Annotated in this window: 14 protein-coding genes; 4 read left to right on the top strand and 10 right to left on the bottom strand. The window is 65.3% G+C overall.

What is annotated here, in order from left to right; genetic code table 11:
* Positions 1 to 133 precede the first annotated feature (133 nt).
* Together YU9_RS0128765 and YU9_RS0128760 are read left to right on the top strand one after the other, a co-directional pair.
* Positions 134 to 1,798, top strand: a complete 1,665-nt coding sequence (locus YU9_RS0128765; RefSeq protein WP_027575910.1) for an L-lactate permease — start codon at positions 134 to 136, stop codon at positions 1,796 to 1,798.
* Positions 1,799 to 1,930: 132 nt separating this feature from the next.
* Positions 1,931 to 2,329 carry an META domain-containing protein gene (locus tag YU9_RS0128760; protein ID WP_027575909.1) on the top strand — a complete coding sequence of 133 codons (399 nt, stop codon included), beginning with the start codon at positions 1,931 to 1,933 and terminating at the stop codon, positions 2,327 to 2,329.
* A 161-nt stretch (positions 2,330 to 2,490) separates the two neighbouring features.
* Here YU9_RS0128760 and YU9_RS0128755 read toward each other — a convergent pair whose 3' ends face one another.
* From YU9_RS0128755 to groES, 3 genes are all read right to left on the bottom strand, one after another.
* Positions 2,491 to 3,702 carry a hypothetical protein gene (locus YU9_RS0128755; RefSeq protein WP_027575908.1) on the bottom strand — a complete coding sequence of 404 codons (1,212 nt, stop codon included), beginning with the start codon at positions 3,700 to 3,702 and terminating at the stop codon, positions 2,491 to 2,493.
* A gap of 200 nt (positions 3,703 to 3,902) precedes the next feature.
* Positions 3,903 to 5,534, bottom strand: a complete 1,632-nt coding sequence (gene groL / locus YU9_RS0128750) for a chaperonin GroEL (protein WP_027575907.1) — start codon at positions 5,532 to 5,534, stop codon at positions 3,903 to 3,905.
* A gap of 118 nt (positions 5,535 to 5,652) precedes the next feature.
* On the bottom strand, positions 5,653 to 5,949 hold the full coding sequence (gene groES, locus YU9_RS0128745) for a co-chaperone GroES (RefSeq protein WP_008544107.1): 297 nt from the start codon (positions 5,947 to 5,949) through the stop codon (positions 5,653 to 5,655).
* A gap of 315 nt (positions 5,950 to 6,264) precedes the next feature.
* On the opposite strand from groES, the gene YU9_RS0128740 reads away from it, so the two are divergent.
* The gene (locus tag YU9_RS0128740) at positions 6,265 to 6,786 is read left to right on the top strand and encodes a hypothetical protein (protein ID WP_027575906.1); all 522 of its coding nucleotides are present in this window, start codon (positions 6,265 to 6,267) and stop codon (positions 6,784 to 6,786) included.
* A 155-nt stretch (positions 6,787 to 6,941) separates the two neighbouring features.
* Here YU9_RS0128740 and YU9_RS0128735 read toward each other — a convergent pair whose 3' ends face one another.
* Positions 6,942 to 7,727, bottom strand: a complete 786-nt coding sequence (locus YU9_RS0128735) for a protein phosphatase CheZ (protein WP_027575905.1) — start codon at positions 7,725 to 7,727, stop codon at positions 6,942 to 6,944.
* A gap of 316 nt (positions 7,728 to 8,043) precedes the next feature.
* Here YU9_RS0128735 and YU9_RS0128730 point away from each other — a divergent pair, with 316 nt between their 5' ends.
* A complete protein-coding gene (locus tag YU9_RS0128730) occupies positions 8,044 to 8,859 on the top strand; it encodes a L,D-transpeptidase (protein WP_027575904.1) in 816 nt (271 codons plus the stop codon).
* A 634-nt stretch (positions 8,860 to 9,493) separates the two neighbouring features.
* Here the strand turns inward: YU9_RS0128730 and YU9_RS0128725 are convergent.
* From YU9_RS0128725 to YU9_RS0128700, 6 genes are all read right to left on the bottom strand, one after another.
* On the bottom strand, positions 9,494 to 10,306 hold the full coding sequence (locus tag YU9_RS0128725) for a DUF2076 domain-containing protein (protein ID WP_027575903.1): 813 nt from the start codon (positions 10,304 to 10,306) through the stop codon (positions 9,494 to 9,496).
* Between the two features lie 126 nt (positions 10,307 to 10,432).
* Positions 10,433 to 11,278 carry a ChbG/HpnK family deacetylase gene (locus tag YU9_RS0128720; RefSeq protein ID WP_027575902.1) on the bottom strand — a complete coding sequence of 282 codons (846 nt, stop codon included), beginning with the start codon at positions 11,276 to 11,278 and terminating at the stop codon, positions 10,433 to 10,435.
* Positions 11,275 to 12,321 carry a glycosyltransferase family 2 protein gene (locus YU9_RS0128715; RefSeq protein ID WP_027575901.1) on the bottom strand — a complete coding sequence of 349 codons (1,047 nt, stop codon included), beginning with the start codon at positions 12,319 to 12,321 and terminating at the stop codon, positions 11,275 to 11,277. The genes YU9_RS0128720 and YU9_RS0128715 overlap by 4 nt, the downstream gene beginning before the upstream one ends.
* Before the next feature lie 86 nt (positions 12,322 to 12,407).
* Positions 12,408 to 13,385, bottom strand: coding sequence for an ATP phosphoribosyltransferase (gene hisG / locus YU9_RS0128710; protein WP_027575900.1), 978 nt, complete (start codon positions 13,383 to 13,385; stop codon positions 12,408 to 12,410).
* Between the two features lie 3 nt (positions 13,386 to 13,388).
* Entirely contained in the window at positions 13,389 to 14,540 is a 1,152-nt protein-coding gene (locus YU9_RS0128705; RefSeq protein WP_027575899.1) for an ATP phosphoribosyltransferase regulatory subunit, read from the bottom strand.
* A gap of 250 nt (positions 14,541 to 14,790) precedes the next feature.
* Positions 14,791 to 15,546, bottom strand: coding sequence for a 16S rRNA (uracil(1498)-N(3))-methyltransferase (locus YU9_RS0128700; RefSeq protein WP_027575898.1), 756 nt, complete (start codon positions 15,544 to 15,546; stop codon positions 14,791 to 14,793).
* Positions 15,547 to 15,658 lie beyond the last annotated feature (112 nt).

Raw genomic sequence — 15,658 nt, 5'->3', positions numbered from 1 at the left:
GCTTGTGAGCGGACGGGAACCGCTGCATTCGCGAGGGATTCGCGTCCAACTCGGGGGTTATCGCTTCCAGCGTCAAGCAGGACCGGCTCTCCACGCGGGTCGCCTGCCGCAAACATGCGTGGGGAGGAAGACGATGTGGAATCAAATCTATGATCCGCTGCACAGCCCGGTGCTGTCGACGATTGCGGCGGCGGTGCCCGTCGTCACGCTGCTGGTCCTGATCGCGAGCGGCCGGGTCCAGGCGCATATCGCGGCCGTGATCGCCGTGATCGTGACCAATCTGATCACGATCTTCGTCTTCACCATGCCGGCGAACATGTCGATCCGCGCCTCGGTGCTGGGGGTCGTCACCGGGTTCTTCCCCATCGGCTGGATCGTTCTCAACGTCATCTTCCTCTACCAGGTGACGGTGACCACCGGGCGTTTCGAGCTCTTGAAACGCGCGGTCGGCGGCGTCACCGAGGACCGGCGGCTGCAATTGCTGCTGATCGCGTTCTCGTTCGGCGCGTTCTTCGAGGGCGCCTCGGGCTTCGGCACGCCGGTGGCGATCACAGGCGCGGTGCTGATCGGGCTCGGCTTCTCGCCGCTCGCAGCTTCCGGCCTGTCGCTGATCGCCAACACCGCGCCGGTCGCCTATGGCGCGCTGGGCACGCCGATCCAGGGCCTTGCCTCCGTCACCGGGCTCGATCCCTACATCCTGGGTGCGATGGTCGGCCGGCAATTGCCGTTCTTCTCGCTGATCGTGCCGTTCTGGGTGGTGTGGGCGTTCGCGGGCTGGAGGGGCATGAAGGACGTCTGGCCGGCGATCCTCGTCACCGGCGTGTCGTTCGCGATCCCGCAATATGTGATCTCGAACCACATCAATCCCTGGATCGTCGACATCGGTGCGTCGCTGATCTCGATGGGAGCGCTGATCCTGTTCCTGAAGGTCTGGCAACCGAGGCAGCTCTGGCTGTCGCCGGAGCTTCGCGGCCACGACGAGTCGGCCGCCACGATGGCAGCGGCAAAGCCGCTGGACAAGACGCCGCTGACGCAGAGCGAGCTGTTCAACGCGCTGCTGCCGTGGATCATCGTCTGCGTCGTGATGCTGGTTTGGGGCAACGGTGCCTTCAAGGCCTGGGCGAACTCGATCTTCGTCTGGAATTATCCCGTTCCCGAGCTGCACCAGATGATCAACAAGATGCCGCCGGTCGCGCCTGGGCCGACCAAGGAAAGCGCGGTGTTCGCCTTCACCTACCTGTCCTTCACCGGCACGGGCATGCTGATCGCGGCGATCATCTCCGGCCTCCTGATGGGCGTCGGTCCCGGCAAGCTCGTGACGGAGTATGGCCGCACCATCCGGCTCTGCGCGATCTCGCTGATCACCATCTCGGCGATGCTCGCGATCGGCACGCTGACGCGCCTGTCCGGCGTCGATGCGACGCTCGGCCTCGCCTTCGCCGCAACCGGCGTGCTCTATCCCTTCTTCGGTACGCTGCTCGGCTGGCTGGGCGTGGCGCTGACGGGATCGGACACCGCCTCCAACGTGCTGTTCGGAAACCTGCAGAAGATCACCTCCGAGCAGCTCGGCCTGTCGCCGGTCCTGATGGGCGCAGCGAATTCCTCCGGCGGCGTGATGGGCAAGATGATCGACGCGCAGTCGATCGTGGTCGCCTCCACCGCCACCAACTGGTACGGCCATGAGGGCACGATCCTGCGTTTCGTGTTCTGGCATTCGATCGTGCTGGCGTGCCTCGTCGGTGTGCTCGTGACGTTGCAGGCCTATGTCTGGCCGTTCACGGCGCTGGTGCTGAAGTAGCCGTCAGCGCCGCGCTTGGACAAATCCCCGCGAGGCGCATCCCCGCGGGGATTTTTGCGTCTCCTGCGAACCTTCTCAATAGCGCAGCCGTCTTGTAGAAGGTGCCGCAAATCAGGTCGGTCGAGAGGTCTCATGGTTTCGCTCAAGCGATTGGTATGTGCAGCGGTTGCAATGCTCGCGATGTCCACGCTCGCGCGTGCCGAGGAGGGGTTTCCCTTCGGCACCGAGATGACGCTGGAAGCGCTGCCGCAAGCAGGCTCGAAGCGGATTCCGAACATCGAGATCGGCGACAATGGCGAGGTCGTGCTGGAGCTCTGGTGCAAGGGCGGCAAGGGCCAGTTCTCGGTTGCCGGCAACACCGTGATCTTCGTCCCCGGCCAGATCCAGGACCGTTCCTGCCCGCCTGCGAAGGCGCAAGCCGACGACGAGCTCGTCGCCGCACTCGGCAGCGTCGAGACCTGGAAGCGCCAGGGCGAGGTGCTGACGCTGGTCGGTCCCAAGCCGCTGCGCTTTCGCGTCAACGGGAATTAGCTTCGCTCGCGGCAATCTCGTGTCCCGGACAAGGCGCATCGCCTGAGCGATGCGACGCAGAGCCGGGATCCAGCCTATCGATCCAGCACTTCGCTTGTGGCTTCTGGGCCCCGGCTCTGCAGCGCATTCGCGCTGCGTCCGGGGCACGATAGTTCAGCGCGTCACTTCCACACCGACTTGTCGGCGTCCCAGCGCTGGCCCTTCAGCTCCTTGGCAAGCGCCTCGATCGACCCGTTGTCGTCGGGCAGATCGCCTTCTTCGTCCGGGCTCGCGTCATCGGACAGATTGAGCCTGGCCCCGCTGCTCTCGTCGGCGGTCGTGGTCGCAGGGCTGCCGATCCAGAGCATGAGCTTGTCGGTGGTACCGGGCTTGTCGGGCGATACGAGCCCTGCGACCTCGATCGTGTCGGTGAGCTCGAGCGCCGGAAAATCCTGGTTCGGCCGCTTGAACACCAGCTTGAGCTTGCCGGTGGCCGGGTTGAAGTTCTGCGAGACCGGCTTTGCCGCGAGCGTCCGGCTCAGCACGTTCGCCACCGCAGTCGCAAGCTTGCCCTTGTTGATCTTGTCGCCCTCGCGCCAGTCGGCCGCAGGGAAGCGGATGGTGCGGTCCATCTCGGTCATGCCCGCGGTCCAGCCTGCCGCCGTGACGCCGGGCATCGCCTTGAATTTCGCCAGCAGCGCGCCCGCGCGCTCCGGATCGACCGACATGTTGATGGTCTGCTCGCCCGCGCGCAGCGCATCGCAGCCGACATTGAGGCTCGCCAGCGTCACCTCGACCTCCTGGCCCTTCAGGCTCTTCAGGAAGTCGGTCGCCGCGTCGAGCTTGACCTTGACCGCGATCGCTTCCGGCGAGACGTCGGTGAAATCCTTCGGCTGCGGCGTGATGCCGTCGTCGGAGGTCTGGTTGTCCAGAAATTCCTTTTCACTCAGATCGGAATTGTCGGGCGAGGTGACCTCGGTCACCGCCTGGCCGATCGCGATCTGGCCGCGGAATTCGAATGTGTCGCCGGACTGCTTGCGCGTGAGCTTGACGCTGACCGGCGACTTCTCGCCAAGGCTCTGCGTCGTTCCCGTCAGCGTCTGGCCGGCGACCTGGAGATTGACGACGAAGCGGTCCTTGCGCTCGGAGTTTTTCGCGATCGGGTAGCAGACGTCGAGCACCGCCGCGGTGACCGTCTTGCCCTGGCGCGTCTCCTTCAGGATCACGTCGGCATTGCCGTCCATCAGCCCGTCGATCGAGGTGAAATAGCGCGTCTCGGTTCCGCCCGGCACTGTCGCTTTCGGCGACAGCTTCATCTGGGCGGAGGCCGGATGCGGCGAAACGGTGAGCAGGGCCGCCAAAACGGCCGTCGAACAAACCAGAAGCGCTCGCATTGATGACATCCTCGCGCAACGGGCATGGTCCGGAAAAGTGTGAAGCGGTTTTCCGAGAGGATCATGCCCAAACAATCGAATCGGCGCGCCACCGTAGTGGGTTTTGGCCGCTGGTTGAATCGGAAAGCGAGGAGGCAGGGTCGGCAAAAAAGAAGGCCGCCTGGAGGCGGCCTTCGCAACACTGTCGTGGGGACGGAGGCTTAGAAGCCGCCCATACCGCCGCCGGCGGGCATGGCGGGCGGAGCTTCCTTCTTCGGCAGCTCGGCGACCATGGCTTCGGTGGTCACCAGAAGGCCGGCCACGGAGGAGGCGTCCTGCAGCGCGGTGCGCACCACCTTGGCGGGATCGATGATGCCCTTCTCGACCATGTCGACATAGTCCTCGTTCTGGGCGTCGAAGCCGAAGGTCTCGGACTTGTTCTCCAGGATCTTGCCGACCACGATCGAGCCTTCCACGCCCGCGTTCTCGGAGATCTGGCGGATCGGGGCTTCCAGGGCCTTCAGCACGATGTTGATGCCGGCCTGAACGTCGTCATTGGCGTTGGTGAGACGGCCGACGGCCTTCTTGGCGCGGAGCAGCGCGACGCCGCCGCCGGGGACGATGCCTTCCTGCACCGCGGCGCGGGTGGCGTTGAGCGCGTCCTCGACGCGGTCCTTCTTCTCCTTGACCTCGATCTCGGTGGCGCCGCCGACGCGGATCACCGCAACGCCGCCGGCAAGCTTGGCGAGGCGCTCCTGGAGCTTCTCGCGGTCGTAGTCCGAGGTGGTCTCCTCGATCTGGGCCTTGATCTGGCCGACGCGGGCCTCGATGTCGGGCTTCTTGCCGGCACCGTTGACGATCGTGGTGTTCTCCTTGTCGATCACCACCTTCTTGGCGCGGCCGAGCATCTTCACCGTGACGTTCTCGAGCTTGATGCCGAGCTCCTCGGAGATCAGCTGGCCGCCGGTGAGGATCGCGATGTCCTCGAGCATGGCCTTGCGGCGATCACCGAAGCCCGGCGCCTTCACCGCGGCCACCTTCAGGCCGCCACGGAGCCGGTTGACGACCAGGGTGGCCAGCGCCTCGCCCTCGACGTCCTCGGCGATGATGACGAGCGGCTTGCCCGACTGCACCACGGCTTCCAGCACCGGCAGCATGGCCTGCAGGCCCGAGAGCTTCTTCTCGTGCAGGAGGATGTAGGCGTCCTCGAGCTCGGCGGTCATCTTCTCGGCATTGGTGACAAAGTAGGGGCTGAGATAGCCGCGGTCGAACTTCATGCCCTCGACGATGTCGACCTCGGTGTCGAGCGACTTGTTTTCCTCGACGGTGATGACGCCTTCGTTGCCGACCTTCTGCATCGCCTGGGCGATCATCTTGCCGATGGCGGCATCGCCGTTGGCCGAGATGGTGCCGACCTGGGCGACCTCGGAGGAGGCGGCGACCGGCTTGGCGCGCTTCTCGATATCCTTGACGACCGCGGCAACCGCGGTGTCGATGCCGCGCTTGAGGTCCATCGGGTTCATGCCGGCGGCAACCGCCTTGGCGCCTTCGCGCACGATGGCCTGCGCCAGCACGGTCGCGGTGGTGGTGCCGTCGCCGGCGAGGTCGTTGGTCTTGGAGGCGACCTCACGCACCATCTGGGCGCCCATGTTCTCGAACTTGTCCTCGAGCTCGATCTCCTTGGCGACGGTGACGCCGTCCTTGGTGATGCGGGGCGCGCCGAAGCTCTTCTCGATGACGACGTTGCGGCCCTTCGGGCCGAGCGTCACCTTGACGGCGTTGGCGAGAACGTCGACGCCGCGCAGCATGCGATCGCGCGCGTCTCCGGAGAACTTGACGTCTTTGGCAGCCATGGTCTGCAATCCCTCGTGTTTCGTGATGTGTCTTGTCTTGTGCCGTGCGGCGGAACGATGGATGCCCGGATCGCCTGGATCCGGGCATGATATTCAGCGGCCGTTCAGGCGGATGGCCCTAGGCCAGCACGCCCATGATGTCCGACTCCTTCATGATCAGGAGCTCTTCGTTGTCGATCTTGACCTCGGTGCCCGACCACTTGCCGAACAACACGCGGTCGCCGACCTTGAGGTCGATCGGGATCAGCTTGCCGGTCTCATCGCGGCCGCCGGGACCGACGGCGACGATCTCGCCCTGCGACGGCTTTTCCTTGGCGGTGTCGGGAATGATGATGCCGCCCTTGGTCTTTTCCTCGGCGTCGATACGTTTGACCACGACACGGTCATGCAGCGGACGAAATTTGGATTTAGCCATGACGTTTCCCTTTGGAGGCTCGCTTCGGAAGTAGTGGAAGTCGGTGGGGCGGCGCTTCCGTCCACCCTCTCCTCGAGGATCGAACGGCGCGCTTAGCAATCGGGCTTTCCGAGTGCTAATAGTGGGCCCGGAAATATGGCTTGGCCGCGATCCTGTCAAGCAAAGGTGGTTAAGCGGTTGTTGAGGCGGATATAGGATGGTGGCATTGGAAACTCGTTCGGGGCGCCGGCGTACAGAAGGACGTCATTGCTCCGGCAGCGGTTTTGCGCTTGGCTGCGGGAGGGGTGCGGCCATGGTCTTGTTCGGGGGAATGCCATGATCTGTTCGGCTCACGCGCGCACGGTTGCCAATCTGGCCGCCGCCTGTTGTCTGGCGCTGTTGCTGGGCGCCTGCGGCGGCGGCATGAGCCTGCCGCCCTTCTCCTCCTCCGCGCCGCCGCCCGAAGCCGAACCGGGCGTCGCTCCCGAAATGCCCGCCACCATCCGCGCCGACGAGATCGTCGGCCGCTGGGGCCTCGCCTCGTTCCAGAACCCGGCCGACCGCGCCCGCACCGAGAAGATGGCGCGCGAGCAATGCAAGAATCCCTACGTGATCACCGCCGGCTCCTCCGGCGGCGTGATCATGCATCTGGCCGACCAGGCGACGCCGCAGGAATTGCGGCTGAAGGGCTCGCCGAGCGGCAAGAACTACATCGGACCGGCCGGTCCGACCCCTGGCGAGCAGGACCGCGAGATCGTCTCCTTCGACGGTCGGGTCATGATCACCCGCTTCATCGACAAGGACGCCGCCACCCGCTACGGCAACATGGTCTACGTCCGCTGCGCGCCAAGGGCTTAACTTCCCGCTGTCATTCCGGGGCACGCGAAGCGTGAACCCGGAATCTCGAGATTCCGGGTTCGGTCCTGCGGACCGCCCCGGAATGACTGAGAGAGGCAAAAACAAAAAACGCCGGCTTGCGCCGGCGTTTTTGTTTTTCTCTCTGTCTCGCGCGCTCAGTCGAACAGCGCGTCGATGTCGTCCTGCGAGGCGTGGCCGACGTCGCCGGCGAGCTTGGGGCCGTTGAGGAGCTTCTGGTCGTCGCTGCGGTTGTCGGCCTGCGCCGGCACATGGGCCTTGATCGCGTCGACGCCACCCCAGATGTCCATCATCGCATTGATGTGCTGCTCGATGAACTTCATCGTGGTCATGACCTTGCTGATGCGCTGGCCGGTCAGGTCCTGGAAGTTGCAGGCTTCGAAGATCGAGATGACGCGTTCCTGGATGTCGTCGGCAAGGCGCTTCTGCTGATCGGCCGAGTCCACCTTGGACATTGCGCTGGCGGCCTGGTCGATCGATTCCGCGGCTTCGAGGATCTGCTGGGTCGCCTGCTCGGTGCCGCCGACCACCGCGCCGAGCTCGCCATTGACCTTGGCCATTTCGCCGCCGTCGAAGCTCTTGCCGTGCAGCGTCGCGATCTCGCGCTTGGTGCGATCGATGGCGTCGTGGATGAGGTCGAGCTCGACCTTCAGCTTCTCGCACTGCTCGATCTGCGCCCGGTAGGTCTCGAGCATGGTGCGCGCTTCGGCAAGCTCGTGCGCCGTGGAGGCATCGATCGCCGCCATGGCAGCGCTGCCGGACAGCGGGGCCGCGATGACGCCCTTCGCCATCTGGGCGCGGATCGCGCGCAGCTCGGCCATGATCTCGCTATGCATCGGGATTGCCTCTTCGGTTTCGTCCAGAATCGGCATCTCGCCGCTGATGATATCCTCGACGCGAAAACGTTTGCGGTGAACAGCCATCAGGTTACTCCCCCCACCTCACTCACGCGTCTTTGTAGGCAGAACCGATTTAACACGAAGTTCACAGCCGGAACTGCCGATCGGACGCGCGCGACGCTGCGCAAAGAAGCGATTAACCATGGCCGCGCTGCGTTCATCGAAAATAAACGCTGATCGCGAAATTGCGCCGCCATTCGCGACGTGGTGAATCCAAACGCCTGATACGTTTACCAAACAAAACGGCTTTTGCTTTTTATTGACCACGTCGAGGAGCGCGGATCAGCCACCGGCTCGCGACGACGCATGTGATCTAGACGAAACAGTACAGAGTACGTCGATGTTCAAGAAAATGTCTGTCGCGCTGCTCGGCAGCGCTTGCACCTTCATTGCCGGCGCGAACGACGCCAGCGCCTTCGACAACAGCGTGCCGAACGATCCACCCGCGGTGCTCTACGCGCCGCAGGTGCCGCCGGCGCCGGTGCGCGTCGCGTCGAATTCGAACATGGGTGGCGGCTTCATCGAGTTCCTGTTCGGCGACGGTCCCGGCCGCGGTCCGGCTTACGCACCGCAGCAGCCGGTGTATCAGCAGCAGCCGGCTTACTACGACCAGCGCCGCCTGCCGCCGATGGGCGAACCGCAGATGCAGGGTGGATATCAGCAAGACGCAGGTCTGCAGCAGGAGATGGTCGACCCGAGGCAGCGCCCGTTCGATCCGAAATTCGAGAAACAGCTTGTTGACTATAACGGCAAGGAAAGTCCCGGCACCATCGTGGTCGATACGCCGAACAAGTTCCTCTATCTTGTCGAGGGCAACGGCAGGGCGATGCGCTACGGCATCGGCGTCGGCCGTCCCGGCTTCACCTGGTCCGGCGTGAAGTCGATCACGGCCAAGCGTGAATGGCCGGACTGGACGCCGCCGGCCGAGATGCTCGCGCGCCGGCCCGATTTGCCGCGGCACATGGAAGGCGGCCCGGAAAATCCGCTCGGCGCTCGCGCGATGTATCTCGGCTCGACGCTCTATCGCATCCACGGCTCCAACGAGCCCTGGACCATCGGCACCAACGTCTCCTCCGGCTGCATCCGCATGCGCAACGAGGACGTCATCGATCTCTACGGCCGCGTCAATGTCGGCACCAAGGTCGTCGTGATGTGAAGCGTGATGCGCTCGATGGAGCGATCAACCCGCGTGCCGCGCCGGCTCGGCATGGCGGCATCGAAGGGGAGCGTGCCGCCGCCGAACGCCTGCCTGGATGGTCTATGCCTGCTGACAGTGCCGCCTCGACCCGAGACGAGGGGCGACGGAGCGGCGACGACGAGTTGATGCAGCCGAATGCGGTGCGCGAGCCGAGCGGTTCAGCTCTGCCTTCCTGACGCGCTCGTGCAGTCCCTCCAACTCGTACAATTCGGTGATGAGATGAGTTGTGACGTCGCTCAAGGTTGCAATGCGCTGCTGAAGTGGACTCATTCTTAAAACCCCCGACTATAGCCAAGAGAGGCAGCCACGGCGTGTGGCATAAGCAACGTGTTCTTTCAGTTGAACACCCATGTCCGTATTTGGAAATCCGGGAGTCTACGGCAGCACGTGTCAGAAGCGCCTTTTCAACTTCTATGGTGAAGTCATGCGCGCTGATGACGTTCAGCTCGGTGCTCTCCAGCAACGATGTGCATTAGTCATACTATATCGAACAGCTTCTCTGCGGGCAGCGGCACAGTAGGCGCTTGAGCATTGCCTCAAAAAGAAAACGGCCGCCTGCAGGCGGCCGTTCCACATCTAGCGGGCGAATTGCTCACGCGTAATCGCTGCCGCCGTCGTCTCCGCCATCGAAATCGCTGTCGTCAGCCGAGTCGAAATTGCCGCCGCGATCATCGTCGTAGTTCTGGTCGTTGTTGCTTCGATCGTCGTTCGACGCCTGATCGAAGAAGCCCTGGCGGGAGTCGCGGTTCGAGCCGATGTCATCGAGGCCGGCGTCGCGCGCGAGCGAACCGCCGGACTGATCGCTGCCGCTCCAGGGGCTGCGGTCGCCCAGGGCATTGGTATCGCCAAAAGCCTGTTGGTGCGGTCCGCCCATCATGCCGCGGATGCTGGAGAGCAGCAGCGAGCCGCCGACGACGCCAGCCGCCGCTGCCGCCGCCGTGCCCAGGAACGAGCCGCCACCGCCACCAACCGGCGGGGTACCATAACCTTGTCCTGGGCCTTGGCCGTAAGCCTGTCCGTAAGGCGGCGCGCCATAACCCGGCTGGCCCTGCTGCATTGCCTGTCCGCTATTCCAGACCGGTCGCTGCTCACGCGGCGGCACGTTCGGAACCGAGCCGCGCGAGGAGCTCCCGCCGAACAGCGTGTCGCGCATGGTGTCGAGGAAGCCGCCGGAGTGGGCGGGCTCGGGCGCTTGGGCGGCTTCCAGCTCCTGGATGCGGTTATGAGCGCGCTTCAGCGCTTCGTCCTGCAACAGCGTGGTCTGCACCAGCGCATAGACGGCGCCGGGCGCCTTGCGCAAGCCCTCGGAGATCGCGGCGGTCGCATCGGGATCGCGCGGTGCATTTTCCAGCTTTGAAAGCCGGTCGAAAAGGTCGTCGACGAGCTGGCGTTCCTGCGGCGTCATGATCTGTCTCCTTCGCGCAAAACCAAGCGCGCAGGAGATGTAGGGTTCCATTGTGGCCCCAACAGTGCCGGCCGGATTAAATTTCCGTATGCGACAAGCTGCCTCCCGGCCCGCTTTTCGCCGGTTTCATCCCAGAGTCACGTTGCTATCCGCCAGCAGGCGCGCGAAGGCCTCGCTCTTCAGATATGCGTGTTCGCGTTCACGCACGTCGGTCATGGGGTCGAGCCCGGCGAGGATGTCGTCGACGAAGCCGGGATGGCACATCACGAGGCCGCCATCGGGGAGCCCTTCAAGGAATTGCCGCATCAGCGCGCCGAAATCGGCGGCGCGCGTGAAATCATAGGCGCCGGCGAAGGCGGGGTTGAAGCTGAGGCCGGCACTGGCGGCGCGGCGGCGGAATTGCGCGCTGAGGATATCGAGCACCATGGCTTTCGGTGAGGTAAGCCGCTGCGCCAGCGGCAGGTCGCGGCCGCCCTGGCGCACCCAGGCCTGTGGCGCAGCTTCAGCAACCGCATCGACAAAGCCGTCGCGCACCTGCGGGTAGAGCTGCACATGCTGGTGGCCGTCGACGAAATCGGGGGCGCGTCCGAACGCTTCCATGAAGGCCGCCAGCTGCGCCTTCACCTCGTTGCGGATGAATTCGCGGTCGAGCCGCCGCAAAAGTCCCGCGCGCAGCAGTTTTGGGAACGGCATGAACATGTCGCCGTCCAGCGGACGGAAGTGCATGGTGAGGGGCCGGAACGGCGCCGACAGCGTCACATGCAATCCGATCGCGCAGCGCGGGCTTTGCTGTGCCGAATCCTGAAGCGCCTCGACCTCGCCGCGCGCGATCGCGGGACCCACCATCATCACCGAGGTGGCGTTGAGGCGGCCGCGTTCGATCAGGTCGCGGATGGCGCGGTTGACGGCCGGGCTGATGCCGTAATCGTCGGCGCAGAGCCAGATCCGCCGCGGGCTCGCGGCGGTGCTCATTCGGCTGCCGTCCTGCTCGCGGCATCGTCGGCCCTGCCGGCTTCGAAATGCTTCTCGCTATGCTCGGCGACGAAGTAGATCGGGCGTGCCTTCAGCTCGGAGAGAATCTTGCCGATATATTCGCCGACGATGCCGATCATGATGAGCTGCACGCCGCCGATCGTCATCAGGCCGACCACGAGCGAGGGATAGCCGGGGACCTGCTTGCCGGTCGTGAACACCTCCCAGAGGATCGACAGGCCGAACAGGAAGGCACCTCCGGCGAGAATAACGCCGAGCAGGCTGGCGAAGCGCAACGGGGCCACCGAGAACGAGGTCAGGCCTTCGATCGAGAGACCGAGCAGGCTTGCGGCGTTGAAGGTGGTGACGCCATGGGCGCGCGCGGCGGGTTCATAATCGACGCGGATCTGACGGAAGCCGATCCAGCTGGCGAGGCCCTTGAAGAAGCGGTTGCGTTCCGGCAGCTGCCTGAGTGCGGCGACCGCGCGCGGCGACAGCAGGCGGAAGTCGCCGGCGTCCTCCGGGATCTTCTGGCGTGCGCCCCAATTGATCAGCGCGTAGAAGCCGTGCACTGCGACCCGGCGCAAGAAGGGCTCGTTATCGCGATGCGCCTTGGCGGTGTAGACGACGTCATAGCCGTCATCGATCCAGTGCCGCACCAGCTGTTCGATGAGCGCCGGCGGATGCTGGCCATCGCCGTCCATGAACATCACGGCGCCGAGTCGGGCATGGTCGAGGCCAGCCATCAGCGCGGCCTCCTTGCCGAAATTGCGCGACAGCGACACCACCTGGACATCGATTGCGTCGGCCGGAAGCGAGCGGGCGATCGACAGCGTCGCGTCCGCGCTGCCGTCGTCGACATAAACGACCTCGCAACCGAGGCGGTAGCGCTGCCGCAAGGTCTTGGCGAGATCGCAGATGCGCTGATGCAGTGCGGCGAGGCCGGCCGCCTCGTTGTAGACGGGAATGACGATCGACAGCCCCTTCGCCGCGGCGTTAGCTGCGGTGGTCGTCATGCCTGATACGTCAGAGCCCAGCGTCATCGATCAAGGTTCCAGAGGCGTTTTGGTCTTCTCAACCGCATATGATAGCTGCCGTTTGCTGTCGGTAAGCTGAACGAACCCGGGGCTTACCGTCCCAGGAACGCCTCAAGCTTGGCGAATAGCGGGTTCTCCCGGTCGAACACGTAGTCGAGCGAGACCACCGAGACGGTCTCGGCGCCATGCTCGCGCAGGAAGCTCGCCAGCGCATAGAGCTGCCCGGGCGGGCAGTGCAGCGTCAGCATGCCTGACGAAGTCGGACCGCCGAACGGGGCCTCGACGCCGTATCGGCTGTGGGCCTCGCCGAGCAGGGCGGCGTCGCATTGCCGGAAGCGGGTGCGGACCTCGCGGTATTTGTTGGCCCGCGCCCGCGCTGCGATGTGATCGAGGATGACACGCGCGGTCTCCCGCGCTTGCGGCGACCAGTCGGCCTCTTTGGATGCCACCAGATTGGCCTGGCTGCGCAGGATCACGCCGTCGTCGAGCACCCGCAGGCCATTGGCGGCGAGCGTTGCGCCGGTCGTGGTGATGTCGACGATCAGCTCGGCGCTGCCGGCCGCTGGCGCGCCCTCGGTGGCGCCCGCGCTTTCGACGATGCGGTAATCGGTGATGCCGTGGCTCTGGAAGAAGGTGCGGGTAAGGTTGACGAACTTGGTCGCGACCCGCATCCGCCTATGATGCTGCTCGCGGAAGCCGGTGGTGACGTCGTCGAGGTCGGCCATGGTGCGGACGTCGATCCAGGCCTGCGGCACCGCGACCACGACGTCGGCATAGCCGAAGCCGAGCCCGTCGATCAGCGACACGCGCTTATCGGCATCGGCAATGTTCTCGCGCACCAGGTCCTCACCGGTGACGCCGAGATGGGCGAAGCCCCGCGACAGCTGCGCGGCGATCTCGCTCGCCGAGAGATAGGCGACCTCGACATTGTCGAGCCCGGCGATGGTGCCGCGATAGTCGCGGGCGCCGCCGGCTTTCGACAACTTGAGCCCGGCGCGGGCGAAGAAGGCCTCGGTATTCTCCTGCAGGCGGCCCTTGGATGGAACGGCCAGAACGAATGGCGCGCTCATGACTTAAGCTCCCACCTTGCGGCCGATCTTCGTCAGCGCGTCCACCCAGACCGAGAAGCCGACCGCGGGAATCGGCGCGGCCGAGCCGAGCTGGGTCATCAGCCCGTCATAGCGGCCGCCGGCGACCAGCGGCTCGGCGCCGTTGCCCCTGTGATGCAGCTCGAATTCGAAGCCGGTGTAATAGTCGAGCCCGCGCCCGAACGCGGTCGAAAAGCGCGTCTGCTTCACGTCGATGCCACGCGCGGCCATGAAGCCGACCCGGCTCTCGAACTGATCGATCGCCGTCGTGAGATCGAGCTTCGCGTCGGTCGTGAGCGCGCGCAGCTCGGCGATGGCATCGTCGGGGTTGCCTGATATCGACAGGAAGCGCTTGAGCACGGCGATCGCCTCGCGCGGCAGCGCGCCGCCCTTCAGCGTCGATTGCTCGAGGAAGCGATCGGCGATCTCGGCCGTGGTGCGGCCGCCGACATTGGTGGTGCCGGCGATCGACATCAGATCAGTAACGAAGGCGAGCGCCGCCTTGCGGTCGGAGCCGGCCAGCGCAGCCAGCACGCCCTCATATTCGCTGCGCGTCGCGGTGGCTGCGGCCGCCAGCCGCTCCAGATCCTGCTCGAGGCTGATCTTGCGGTTGAAATCCTTGACCAGGCGGCGGCGCCAGACCGGATAAAGGTTGAGCGCGTCGAGCAGCGCATTGAACAGCGCGACGTCGCCGGTGCGGATCTCGACATCGCGGACCCCGAAGGCGGCGGTCGCCTCCAGCGCCAGGGCCAGCATCTCGGCGTCAGCCGCGGCGCGGTCCTGGCGGCCGAATGATTCGATGCCGGCTTGCAGGAATTCGCTGGCCCGGCCGCTACGGTAGCGGAACACCGGACCCAGATAGCTGAACCCGGCTGGCTGGCCGGCCCGGCTAGATGCGAGGTAATCGCGGGCGACGGGAATGGTCAGGTCCGGACGCAGGCACAGCTCCTCGCCGGAGAGGTCCGTGGTCAGGTACAGGCTCCTGCGGATGTCCTCGCCGGAGAGGTCCAGGAACGGCTCGGCCGGCTGCAGGATGGCAGGCTCGGCCCTGACATAGCCGGCCTGCGCGAACGACAAGAGCAGCGTATCCGCCCAGGCGGCGGAGCCGGCAGCATTTGAGGTGGCAGTCGCGGTCATCACAGGGTCCATGGTCCCGGTGGAACCGGGCAGGGCAAGGGGAAGCAAGGGAATTGCCGCAGCCCTTAGCATGGCCCGACAGCGGTTTCGACCTCCAAAGGATCAATCGCTTAACAGCCGGGCAATTCATCTTTCCGTCGTCATGCCCGGGCTTGTCCCGGCCATCCACGCCTGGCCACGGGCACAACAACGTGGATGCCCGGGACAAGCCCGGGCATGACGGCTTCCTGCGTTTGCATCGCCGACAGGGCTAGGCAGACTTGCCGCCCCAATCACCCAGCACCGCCTGCACCAGCGCCAGGGCGGCAACAGCGGCCGTATCGGCCCGCACGATCCGCGGGCCGAGCGCCAGCCGCAGGATCCTGGGCTGCCGCAGCAGCAGCGCCCGCTCCTCCTCGGCGAAGCCGCCCTCGGGGCCGATCAGCACGTCGATACCTTGAGCGGCCTCGCGGGCGCTTTGCAGGCTCTGAACGGGGTCTTCGACCTCCGCCGCCTCGTCGCAGAAGATCAGCAGGCGGCCGGCGGCGCGCTGGCTCAAGAAGCGCTCCAGCGGCACCGGCTCGGCCACGGTGGCAATGCTGAGGATGCCGCATTGCTCGGCCGCCTCGACCACATTGGCGCGCATCCGCTCGGTGTTGACGCGGGAGGCCTGGGTGTACCGGGTCAGGACCGGTTGCAGGGCGGCGGCGCCCATCTCGATGGCCTTCTGCACCATGTAGTCCAGCCGGGCATGCTTGAGCGGCGCGAAGACGTAAGTGAGGTCGGCCAGCCGATCCTGGGGCCGGGTCTGCTGGAGGACCACGAGGCCATCCGGCCGCTTGCGGCCTTCGATGGCGGCCTGCCACTCGCCATCGCGGCCGTTGAAGGCCAGGACCTCGGCCCCGGCGGCCAGCCGCAGCACATTGCCCAGATAATTGCCCTGGTCGCGGTCGAGCGGCACCCTGGCGTCCTGGGCGAGGGGGGCGTCAACGAACAGGCGGGGGGCGCGAAAATCGTGGGAGGGCATCGTTCAAGGGTCCGATTTGCCGCCGTTCTTAACCGAAACCAGCACTTTTGGGGGTAAATATCGCCGAATTGGTGCGTCTCCGCGCCGCGCTCTTGCCCTATTCGACGGGTTG

The organism is Bradyrhizobium sp. WSM1743 (genome assembly GCF_000473065.1).
Lineage (GTDB): Bacteria > Pseudomonadota > Alphaproteobacteria > Rhizobiales > Xanthobacteraceae > Bradyrhizobium.
This window is presented reverse-complemented; position numbering and strand designations above follow the sequence as displayed.